Raw genomic sequence first — 11,044 nt, forward strand, 5'->3', positions numbered from 1 at the left:
ACGGTAAGCACAGCTAATCCGCGTCGCGCGCGGCCGCTACCGCCTGCTCGAGGCGCTCAACGGCGTCGACGTGCAGGCCCAGACGCACACCGCGCCGCGGCCGATTGGCGGCTGGCACGATGGCGCGCTGAAAGCCCTGCTTTGATGCCTCACGCAGGCGCTCTTCGCCCTGTTGTACCGGCCGAATTTCCCCGGCGAGTCCCACCTCGCCAAAAATCACGGTGCGCTCTGGCAACGGCCGGCCGCGCAGCGAAGACACCGCTGCCAGCAGCAGCGGCAGATCGGCGGCGGTCTCCTGAATGCGCATACCGCCGACGACATTGGCGAAGACATCCTGATCAGCCAGTGACACGCCGCCGTGGCGATTGAGCACGGCGATGAGCATGGCCAGTCGACTGCCGTCAGTCCCTTGGGTGACGCGCCGCGGGTTGCCGCTCTGCGCGCGATCCACGAGGGCCTGCACCTCGACCAGCAAGGGCCGGCTGCCCTGTCGGGTCACGGTGACGGCGCTGCCAGGGACTGGCGAACTATGTCCGGATAGAAAGATGGCCGAGGGATTGGCGACTTCACGCAGCCCCGCGGCTTCCATGGAGAACACGCCAAGTTCGTTGACCGCGCCGAAGCGGTTCTTCACCGCACGTACCACGCGATAGCGGCTCCCCACATCGTGCTCGAAGTACAGCACGGTATCGACCATGTGCTCGAGTACGCGCGGCCCGGCAATCGCCCCTTCCTTGGTGACATGCCCCACGATGACGATGCAGCAGTTCTCGCGCTTGGCGTAATGCACCAGCTGCGCGGCACTCTCGCGCAACTGCGAGACCGACCCAGCGGCCGATTCGAGGGCACTGCTGTGCAGGGTCTGAATGGAGTCGATCACCAGAAGGCCGGGCCGCGATGCCACTGCCGCCGCGAGGATATCTTCGACGCCGGTTTCCGCGAGCACCGGAAGGTCGAGCCGTGGCAGCCCGAGCCGCCGCGCACGCAAGGCGACCTGCGACGGCGATTCCTCGCCGGTGACGTACAGGGTGGGAGTGGCCGCTTGCATCTGCGCCAGCACCTGGAGCAGCAGCGTCGATTTTCCGATTCCAGGGTCCCCGCCGATCAGCACCACGCCGCCAGGCACGAAACCCCCGCCCAGCACGCGGTCGAATTCCGGCATGCCGCTCGCCATGCGCGGCACCAGATCCTCGGACACATCGGAAAGAATCTGAACGCGACGCGCAGCGTCGCGCGCCGCCGAAGCTGTACGCCGCGAAGTACGACTGCCACCGCCGGGGTCGGCCTGCGCCTCCATGCTGTTCCAGGCGCCGCAGTCGCTGCACTGGCCTGACCACTGCATGGCCTGAGCGCCGCACTGCTGGCATACATATCGGGTCTTTTCACGCGCCATCCCGCAGGCCCCTCATGCATCCGGTGGCGCGGTCAGGCTCACCGTAGTCCGCTTGGTTCAGGCTGTGCCTACCGCGGCATCGGTGCCCAGTTCGCGCGCGATGTCTTCGCCAATACGTGCCGGCAATCGCTGCTGGGCCTCCACGATAGCGACATCCATGGCGTGTGCGAAGGCCACACTATCCGCGCCACCGTGCGATTTGATCACGACCCCACGCAGACCAAGCAGGCTCGCCCCGTTGTAGCGCCGCGGATCGATCCGCGAGCCCAAGCGCTTGAGCACGGGCCAGGCGACCGCACCGGCGACCTTGCCCCACCAGTGCTCCTGAAAAGTCGCCTGCATCATCTCCTTGATGAAGCCGGCTACGCCCTCGGCGCTCTTGAGCGCCACATTGCCGACGAAACCGTCGCTCACCACCACATCCGCCGCATCGCCGAAGAGGTCGTTGGCTTCCACATAGCCCACATAGTGCAGGCGCGACGCCTGCAGCAACTCCTGGGTCCGGTGGATGGCCTCGACGCCCTTGATTTCCTCTTCGCCGATATTGAGCAGCGCCACCCGCGGCCGCGGCGTACCGTCGATGAGGCGCGCCAGAACGGAGCCCATCACGCCGAACTGGAACAACTGCTCGGGTGTGCAGGCGGCATTGGCGCCCAGATCGAGGAGGTAGGTGTGCCCCTGTCGGGCCGGCAGTGCGGATACGATGGCCGGCCGATCGATCCCTGGCAGGGTTTTCAGCACGAAACGCGCAATGGCCATCAATGCGCCGGTGTTACCTGCACTGATCGCGGCGTCCGCCGCGCCATCACGCACGAGATTGATGGCCACCCGCATGGAGGAATCCTTCTTCGCACGCAACGCGCGCGATGGAAGCTCGTCCATGGTCACCACTTCGCTGGCGTGCTGCACGAGCACACGCGCGTCCTGCGCGAGCCCGTGGCGCCCGAGCGCCGCTGTCAGCGTTTCACTGTCCCCGACCAGGGTTAGCCGCACACGGTCGTGGCGTTGCAGACACAGGGAGGCTGCAGCGACCACGGCTTCGATGCCGTTGTCGCCGCTCATCGCGTCAACCGCGAGACGCACGGCCTCCCCCGTCGTCGTCGTCACGCGCTATCGCCCTTCCGCGATGCTCAGTCTTCGGCGCTGGAGGTGTCGATCAGCTTGCGACCGCGGTAGTAACCGTCGGCAGTGACGTGATGACGCAGGTGCGTCTCGCCCGAGGTCGGATCCGTCGACAGAGCGGGGCCCGTCAGCGCATCGTGCGCGCGACGGTGACCGCGACGGGACCGGGACTTCTTGCTCTTCTGAACAGCCATGCTTCATTCTCCGTGCGAACCCGGCGCCGGGCCGCTGCTTTTCCAATTCTCCGCGTGGCTTTCGCACGCATCGTCTTCACATCGAGGCAGATCCGGCAGGGCGAGCAACAGCTCGTCCTCCAGTCGTTCCAGGAGCGGCAACACCGCATCCTCCGCCCGCCACGTATCTTCCTGCTCTATCCAGCGCGCTTCTTCTTCCTCGCCCTGAACGACGACCACAGCAAACGCGAGATGCAATGGCCACTCGAATATCCGCATGCAACGCGCGCACTCCAGAGGCAGGAAGCCTTCCGCGCCCCCCACCACACGGTGGACCGCGAAACGCGGCCGCTCGCCGCGGGCCTGCACCGCTACCGACCACTCCGGCGCTTTCAGCAGCGCCGCAAGGCGCGGTAGGTCCTTTGGACCCAGGGTCGCGGCAACTTCCTGCTGCTTGCCACAGAACCGATCCAGGATGACGCGCTCTGGCAAGCTGTGAGTGCCCATTGCGGGCGCGATGATAGAGACCCGCAGGCATTTCGTCAAAAACCATCACGAAAAGGGTGTCCGTTGATCAACGCACCTGGCGCATACCCGCCCCCTCTACTGCTCGCCTCGACCTCTCCTTATCGCGCGCGTCTGCTTCAGAGGCTGCGACTGACCTTCGATACCTGCGCGCCGGCAGTGGATGAGGAGGCAGAGCCCGCCACCGAACCGGGGGACCGGGCGCGCCGGCTGGCGAGCCTGAAGGCGCGGGCGGTCGCCCGGCAGCATCCCGAGCATTGGGTGATCGGTTCCGATCAGGTCGCTAGCTGCGTGGGTCGCATCCTTTCCAAGCCCGGCAGCGCCGAGCAGCAGAAAGCGCAGCTGCAATGGCTCTCCGGCAAGACGGCAGAGTTCCACACTGCAGTTGCGCTCGTCTACCCAGACGGCGGCCGCCGCCGCGAACGCCAGCGCCTGGTGCGTACCCGTGTACGCTTCCGGCCGCTCGACAGCGATGCGATCAACCGCTATGTGGACGCCGAACCGGCTGCCGACTGTTGCGGAGGTTTCAAATGCGAAGGCCTCGGCATCACCCTGTTCAAAGCGGTGCAGAGCCCAGATCCGACTGCGCTTGAGGGGCTGCCGTTGATCGCCACCGCGACGCTGCTGCGCCAGGCGGGCCTGCTGCTGCCCTAGCCTCGTGCCTTAACACACGGCATCGGCTCGAAGCTGTACCAGCGCGCGTCCGGTGACTGTGCCGTCGATCAGCTGGCGACAGTAGTCCGGCAAGGCCTCCAAACCGATGGTGTTGGTCACAATGGCCTCCAGCTTGGCCGGCTTCCACGGGCCTGACAGCTTCTCCCAAACCGCCTCGCGCATCGCGCGCGGGCATTCCACCGAGTGGATACCGAGCAAGGACACACCGCGCAGGATGAAGGGCATGACGGTGGTATTCAGCTCGATCCCGCTGGCCAAGCCAATCGACGCGATATTGCCGAAGGGAACCACCGTACGCGTCATCGCGGCCAGCGCCTCACCGCCAAGATTATCGACTGCCCCGCCCCATTGCGCCTTTTCCAAGGGCTTGCCGCCGGAGGCCACTGCCTCGGGGGTGACCACCTCGCTGGCACCCAGGGCTTTGAGATGCGCTTCGGCATCCGACTTGCGCGATACCGCCGTGACGCGATAGCCGAGGGCTGACAACAACTGTATCGCGATGCTGCCTACGCCACCGGTGGCGCCGTTGACGAGGATCGGGCCCAGCTCCGGGTGCTGATGGTTGTCGAGCATGCGCAATACGGCCAGCCCGGCCGTAAAGCCTGCGGTGCCAAGCATCATGGCCTCGCGCAGATCAAGGCCGGCTGGCAAGGGCACTACCGCGTCGGCAGGTAGTCGCGCCCGTTGGGCATAACCGCCATCAAGGGCTTCCCCGATATTGCAGCCGGTGACGAGCACCTTGTCGCCCGGGGCGTAGCGCGGATCTGAGGATTCCGCGACCACGCCGGCCAGATCGATGCCGGGAACGCAGGGGAAGCGTCGAATGATGCGACCGGCGCCGGTCACGGCGAGCGCGTCCTTGTAGTTCACCGACGACCAATGCGTGTCGATGACCACCGAACCCTCGCCCAGATCCTCCAGCGTCAGTTGCTCGGCCTCGCAACGCGTGGTCTTGTCGCCGTTGTCATGTATGCGCAGTGCCTCGAAGCGGCTCATTGCGTTGTCCCCCTAGTTCTTGAGTGGTCCGGCTTCCAACCATGCCGGCAAAAGCGTGATGGCGTCGAGTACCCCCAGTGCGCCCGCCGCGTGCAGACGCTCCGCGGGATGGGCACCCCCGGCCACTGCCAGCGAGGGTACGCCAGCGGCTTCGGCCATGGCGATGTCGTAATCCGTATCGCCGATCATCAGCGCGCGATGCGCCGGCACACGGCATTCTTCGAGCAACTCGAACAGCATCAAGGGATTCGGCTTCGTCGCGGTCTCGTCGGCCGTGCGCGTGGCGATGAAGGCCCGCTCCAGCGGCGCGTGATGCGCAATGGCCCGGTCCAGGCCGATGCGCGACTTGCCGGTGGCAACGGCCAGGCCGTGGCCCCTCGTGTGCAGCGTCGCGATCACCTCCAGCACACCGTCGTAGAGTGGCGCGACGCTATGCGCGGCATGCTCACCCTGCGCCGAACGGTGGGCCATCAGCGTCGCCTCCAATGCCGCCGGATCGTGCTCGGGATAGAGCTCTGCCAAGCCTTCGCGAAAGCCAAGCCCGATCAGGCTGCGAATGGCCTCATCGCTGCGTGGAGCCAGCCCCAGGGCGCGTATGGCGCGCTGCATACCATCGACAATGACGCCGGTCGAGTCCGCCAGCGTTCCGTCCCAATCGAAGATCAGCAAATCGAACTGCCGCGCCATTCATCCACCTTCCAGTCGGGTCACCACGGCCCGGAGTTCCTCCGGGAGCGGGGATTCTATGGCTAGCGTGTCGAAGCCCTCTGCCGTGGGCAAGCGCAGTCTATGGGCGTGCAGAAACAGGCGGCGCAAGCCGCCCTTTTCGCGCACGGGCGCATGTTGCTCGCGCGTGCCGTAGTTTCGATCCCCCGCCACCGGATGGCCAATAGACTCCGCGTGCGCTCTGATCTGGTGCATGCGTCCGGTGCCGATGCGCACTTCGCAGAGGGCGCCATAGCGTGTGCAGGTGGTCGGGATGAATTCCGACACGGCCGCCTTGCCATCCTCCGCCGTCCGCGCGCGCTTCTGGCCCGACTCGCGCTGCACGCGCAGCGCGGAAGTCACTTCACGCGGACCGCCGCGCCAGGGCCCCACGCAAAAGGCCAGGTAGCGCTTGTCTGCACCACCGCCCCCCATCGCCTGCTGCGCGCGCAGCAGAGCGGGCCGAGACTTCGCCAGGACGATGATGCCGCTGGTATCCCGGTCAAGACGGTGCGCCAGCTCGACATAGGGATACCGCTCCCAGGCGCGCACCACTTCGATGACGCCGAAGTCAGCGCCAGTGCCAGCGTGTGCCGGCAGACCGGCAGGCTTGTCGAGGACCAGGTAGTGCGCATCGTCGAGCAGAATGCGCTCCCGCAGTCGACGCAGGAGATCGTCCGGCGGCCGTCGCGTGGTGCTTCGCGTCGCCGTGCGCACCGGAGGAACGCGCACCGTCTCGCCCAGGTGCACTCGCCGACTCGGCTTGGCGCGGGCACCGTCGACGCGCACCTGACCGGAGCGCAGCAGACGATAAACATGCGAGCGCGGAACCCCCGGCAGCAGGCTCAGCAGGTAGTTGTCGATGCGCTGTCCGTCATTTTCTTGCGCTACGACAACATGGCGGACTTGTGAATCATGGTTGGACACAGGCAAACTACCCAGTGATTGCACGTATGGCACCAGTGTTCCGGTGCGTGCGGCGAACCGTTGCGAGCGCGCGCTGAACGCGCAGCCTCACGGCGGTTGGCATGCTCAGCATGGCATTCGAATTTTTGCAACCGCGCTCTATGCGCGGTCCCCACCACCGCGTACCGCGGATGGCCAAGAGAATACCGATTCAGGCGCGCCCACGCGCGTCATGCTAAAGCACCACCGCTTATTGATAGCGCCTATGCCCGCCCCGACCACAGCCCGCCTTCCGATGCCGCGACTCCGTCGCAGGCCGGCGGCTGTGTCGATGCCGCGCCAAGCGCTACGAAGCGTTGATCCAGGTGCCCACAGTAGAACGGTCCTGAATCCCTCAGACATCCGCGGCTGCGCTTCTTCATCAAGAGCACATCCGCATGAAACGCATCCTTATCAATGCCACGCAGCAGGAAGAGCTGCGTGTCGCTATCGTCGACGGTCAGAAGCTCCTCGACCTTGACATAGAAACGGCCGCCCGAGAGCAGAAAAAGGCCAATATCTACAAGGGCCGCGTGACGCGCGTCGAGCCCTCATTGGAAGCCTGCTTCGTCGACTATGGCGCAGAGCGCCACGGCTTCCTGCCGATCAAGGAAATCGCGCCCGAATACCTGAAGCAGACGCCGGATGGCGGTGGCCGATCGCCGGACCAGATCCGCGAGGGCCAGGAAATCATCGTGCAGGTCGAGAAGGAGCAGCGGGGCACCAAGGGTGCAGCGCTGTCCACCTACATCTCGCTGGCCGGCCGCTTCCTGGTACTCATGCCCAACAACCCGCGCGCCGGTGGCATTTCCCGACGCGTCGAAGGTGAAGAGCGCGACGAACTGCGCGAGACGCTCAGCCAGGTGAGCTGTCCCGATGGCATGGGGGTGATTGTCCGCACCAACGGCATCGGCCGCAGCGCCGAGGAGGTCCAATGGGACCTCGACTATCTGGCCGAAATCTGGAACGCCATCACCACAGCGGCGGAGCAACGCAAGGCGCCTTTCCTGATTTACCAGGAATCCAACATCATCCTGCGCGCGCTGCGCGACTACCTGCGCCCGGATATCGGTGAGGTCATCATCGACAACCCGGAGCTCTATGAGCAGGCACAGGCGCACCTTGCACACGTCATGCCGTCGACGCTGCCGCGTCTCAAGCTGTACACCGACAACATCCCGCTGTTTTCGCGCTTTCAGGTCGAGTCGCAGATCGAGAGCGCTCACCAGCGCGAGGTCCAGTTGCCTTCCGGAGGATCGATCGTGATCGATCGCACCGAGGCGCTGACCGCCATCGATATCAATAGCGCGCGCGCCACGGGTGGTAAGGACATCGAGGAAACCGCCTTCCAGACCAATCTGGAAGCCGCCGATGAGATTGCACGGCAGCTTCGTCTGCGCGACGTGGGCGGCCTGGTGGTGATCGATTTCATCGACATGAGCGCCAACAAGCACCAGCGCCAGGTGGAAGAGCGCTTGCGCAAGGCCACCGAGCGCGATCGCGCCCGGATTCAGGCGGGGCGGATATCCCGCTTCGGGCTCCTGGAGCTCTCTCGCCAGCGCATGCGGCCCGCGCTGGGTGAACACACGCACGAAGCCTGCCCTCGCTGCGAGGGCCACGGCCACATCCGCAGTGTGGAATCGCTGGCCCTGTCCATGCTGCGACTCATTGAAGAGGAGTGCATGAAGGAGAAGACGGGGCGCGTACTGGCGCAGGTACCGGTCGATGTCGCGGCCTTCCTGCTCAACGAGAAGCGCGCAGTAGTGCGAGAGATCGAGGACCGCAACAAGGCCGACATCATCGTCGTGCCGAATCCGACACTGCTGACACCACGCTTCGAGATCACTCGGGAGAAACTCGACGGCAAGCAGGCCAACCGGCCGGACACCTCCAGCAGCTACCGGCTCGCCCAGGATTTTTCCGAAGCCTCTGCCGCCGAGAAGGCGTCCAGCCGGGATAAGGCCCCGCAACCGGAAACGCCAGCCGTCAGCATGATGCGTCCGTCGACTCCCCCTCCCGAACCCAAGTCCGTCGAGGCGCCGCCCGCACCGACGACAGCCCCGGAGACCGTGACGAAGCCCACCTTCTGGGAACGTGTTCGGGCCTGGTTTGCTGGCGCGAGCACGGCTTCGGCCAGTGTGGAGTCGTCCAGCACGGACGGCGAAGCCACCACATCAGCCGACAGCCGCGCCGGCGGCGGCCAGCGCAGCGGCCAAAGCGGTCACTCCCGCCGAGGCGCCGGACAGAGCAGCAGCACCGGTCGCCGCAGCCGTGGCTCCGGCAGCAACCGCCGACGCTCAGGGAACACGAGCGAAAGGCGTGGGAGCAGCGGCGGCGGAAGCAACACGAATGAAGGCACGAACGGCGCCCGTGCAAATGCCCAGAGCGGACAGGAAAGTGGCCGCAAGGCTGCCTCTTCCGCCAAGCCCTCTACGGAGACGAATGGCGCCGGCACCAAGCAGAAGGCGAAGGAAAGCTCGGACGCACGCCCACGTAACAACGACAGCAGCACGAACCGCGCTGCCGAGAAGATGGGTGCCGCTGCTTCCCAGCAGATGGACAGCGAAGCGTCGGCGGCGCCCGCGCACCATGCCGCTGATCCCAGCGCGGACAAGTCGGAGCCACGTCAGGCTTCGGCGTCGCAACAGACGCCCGCTCGCGACACAGAGGCTACCGAGGCAAGCAACAACAACACGCCGGCATCGGGGGAACGTCAGAATGGCAGTGGCGAAGACAACGCCAGTGACGGTACGCCGAAGCGGCGCCGGCGTCGGCGCGGCGGACGCAATCGGCGTCGCGGTGGCGCGGCTGCAGCGGGTACCGGCCAGAGCGATGCTCACACCAACTCGGACCAGGCCACCGCAACCCAGCACGCCGAGGGCGCAAACGCCTCATCGGATAGCGAAGGCGAAAACACCGCCACGTCCACACCGTCGTCCGCAACGCAAAGCCTTGGCGCAGGCGAAGCGACCTCGGCACGAACGAACGACACACCCGAGCAAGCGAATTCGACCGCGCCGGACGCGAGCGCGACGGTCGCATCTGATCCTTCTGGCCGTCGTATTCCCGCCGACGCAATCGTGGCCCCGCCGCCTCCGTCCCGTCCTTGGGACGACGAGACCGAAGCAGCCGCGGCGCCCGAGGCTACCTACCAGAATGAGACCACCCATTCTGTGATGCCACAGGCTGCGTACAGCCACGGATCCGCGCCGAGCGCCGACGACGGCCGAGGGTCAGGTCAGGAAGTCAATGCGCAAGACAACGCGGGACCTCCCCATGACCACACCGACGACACACGGACGGGGCTACAAGATGCTGCCGCTGGGGAAGTGATCGAAGCGACTGCGCCTTCCACACCCGACTCCGTCGATGACGAACTTGGCGGTGCGGCATCCATTGCTACCGATGAACAGGCAGCCTCGGAAGACGCGAATGTCCAGGAGCAAACCCCCACGGAATCCATCACGGGCGAGCCTCCCGAGAACGAGATCCCGGTGGCAACAGCGGATACCGCTACCAGCGAGCGCGAGCCTGTTGCCACGACCACTCCGGAACCGTCACAGCCCCTACCGGCGCCTAGCCTGCATCACGCAGCGACGCCACGCGAGGCCGGCGAATCAAACAGCGAGAACGCGGACTTTGTACCCCGTCTCGTGCAGCCAGCGAACCCCACGGAGGCGGATAGCGTGACGGTGGTCGAATCCGCCCCGGCCAAGGAACACAGCGACGACGGCTTCATTCCTCGCCTGATCGCTACCGCGGAAGACGCCAACTCAGAGGGCGCCCAGCAGTCGCCGGCTCCACAGTCCGGTGCAGACCCGAAGGAAGATGCTACGGCGTCACCCGATGATCGCAGCGCCGCGATCGATGAGGAAGCCTCCCGAGCAGCAGAAGATGAGGACACCGCGCCCGCCGCGTCGCCGGCTCCAGAGGATGCGGAGACGCCTGAGCAACGGCAGAGCGGCAGTGGAGCCTCACACTGACACCTTCAGCTTATCAGGCGCTGGTGACATCACTGCGCGCGCGCATGGGTGCGCGCGTGCAGCTTGATGGCCACACCTTTGCATTGCAGGAAGTGCTGGAGCGTGACGGGCTGTTGATACTGCGGGCTGTTGACCGCCCCCGCGCTTTGCAGGCGGATCAGCACGGCGATCCACGCCGGCACGCCCCCGAATGGCGTGAACTGCCGCTGATCGATGCTGTTACCGGCGAATCCAGCAGCATCGCGCGGCACCTTGCGGCGCAGCCGCTCGACTGACGCGGCCAATCACGGGCAATCACCACAGCGACGCACGAGTGGGCATCGATCAATGCACTGCAGTGGCGGGCATGTGTCGCCCTTGGTAGTAGCTGTGCGTGCTGCACTGCGATTGAATGACGCTGGCGTCATTTTTTGCTGACGCGTGCGTCATTTTCCCCCTGCATAAAAGCTATGCCGCTGTTTTCGTTATCTTTTTTTTGTGCAGCGCGGCATTGACAGCCAACAATGTAAGGCTTATACTGCACCGCA

The 11,044-nt window shown here is 65.6% G+C and carries 10 protein-coding genes; 3 read left to right on the forward strand and 7 right to left on the reverse strand.

Annotation, left to right across the window (positions count from 1 at the left end):
- Nucleotides 1-13 precede the first annotated feature (13 nt).
- From radA to ACOOFO_RS11935, 4 genes are read right to left on the reverse strand one after another with little or no spacing between them, the layout of a single operon-like run.
- Entirely contained in the window at nt 14-1,393 is a 1,380-nt protein-coding gene (gene radA, locus ACOOFO_RS11920) for a DNA repair protein RadA (protein ID WP_420426984.1), read from the reverse strand.
- Nucleotides 1,394-1,450: 57 nt separating this feature from the next.
- Nucleotides 1,451-2,500 (reverse strand): phosphate acyltransferase PlsX, encoded by a 1,050-nt coding sequence (gene plsX / locus ACOOFO_RS11925; protein WP_420426985.1) that lies wholly within the window; start codon nt 2,498-2,500, stop codon nt 1,451-1,453.
- Between the two features lie 23 nt (nt 2,501-2,523).
- A complete protein-coding gene (rpmF, locus tag ACOOFO_RS11930; protein WP_420426986.1) occupies nt 2,524-2,709 on the reverse strand; it encodes a 50S ribosomal protein L32 in 186 nt (61 codons plus the stop codon).
- Between the two features lie 3 nt (nt 2,710-2,712).
- On the reverse strand, nt 2,713-3,234 hold the full coding sequence (locus ACOOFO_RS11935) for a YceD family protein (protein WP_420426987.1): 522 nt from the start codon (nt 3,232-3,234) through the stop codon (nt 2,713-2,715).
- A 27-nt stretch (nt 3,235-3,261) separates the two neighbouring features.
- Here ACOOFO_RS11935 and ACOOFO_RS11940 point away from each other — a divergent pair, with 27 nt between their 5' ends.
- The gene (locus ACOOFO_RS11940; protein WP_420429762.1) at nt 3,262-3,867 is read left to right on the forward strand and encodes a Maf family protein; all 606 of its coding nucleotides are present in this window, start codon (nt 3,262-3,264) and stop codon (nt 3,865-3,867) included.
- A gap of 9 nt (nt 3,868-3,876) precedes the next feature.
- Here the strand turns inward: ACOOFO_RS11940 and ACOOFO_RS11945 are convergent, their stop codons facing one another.
- The 3 genes from ACOOFO_RS11945 to ACOOFO_RS11955 are packed head-to-tail and all read right to left on the reverse strand — an operon-like array spanning nt 3,877 to nt 6,516.
- The gene (locus ACOOFO_RS11945) at nt 3,877-4,884 is read right to left on the reverse strand and encodes an oxidoreductase (protein WP_420426988.1); all 1,008 of its coding nucleotides are present in this window, start codon (nt 4,882-4,884) and stop codon (nt 3,877-3,879) included.
- A 12-nt stretch (nt 4,885-4,896) separates the two neighbouring features.
- Nucleotides 4,897-5,571, reverse strand: a complete 675-nt coding sequence (locus tag ACOOFO_RS11950; RefSeq protein WP_420426989.1) for an HAD-IA family hydrolase — start codon at nt 5,569-5,571, stop codon at nt 4,897-4,899.
- A complete protein-coding gene (locus ACOOFO_RS11955) occupies nt 5,572-6,516 on the reverse strand; it encodes an RluA family pseudouridine synthase (RefSeq protein WP_420426990.1) in 945 nt (314 codons plus the stop codon).
- A 416-nt stretch (nt 6,517-6,932) separates the two neighbouring features.
- Between ACOOFO_RS11955 and ACOOFO_RS11960 the strand changes: the two genes are divergently transcribed.
- Both ACOOFO_RS11960 and ACOOFO_RS11965 read left to right on the forward strand, forming a co-directional pair.
- The gene (locus tag ACOOFO_RS11960; protein ID WP_420426991.1) at nt 6,933-10,517 is read left to right on the forward strand and encodes an Rne/Rng family ribonuclease; all 3,585 of its coding nucleotides are present in this window, start codon (nt 6,933-6,935) and stop codon (nt 10,515-10,517) included.
- A gap of 23 nt (nt 10,518-10,540) precedes the next feature.
- Nucleotides 10,541-10,792, forward strand: coding sequence for a hypothetical protein (locus ACOOFO_RS11965; RefSeq protein ID WP_420426992.1), 252 nt, complete (start codon nt 10,541-10,543; stop codon nt 10,790-10,792).
- The last annotated feature ends 252 nt before the right edge of the window (nt 10,793-11,044 follow it).

The organism is Algiphilus sp. (assembly GCF_965216485.1).
GTDB lineage: Bacteria > Pseudomonadota > Gammaproteobacteria > Nevskiales > Nevskiaceae > Algiphilus.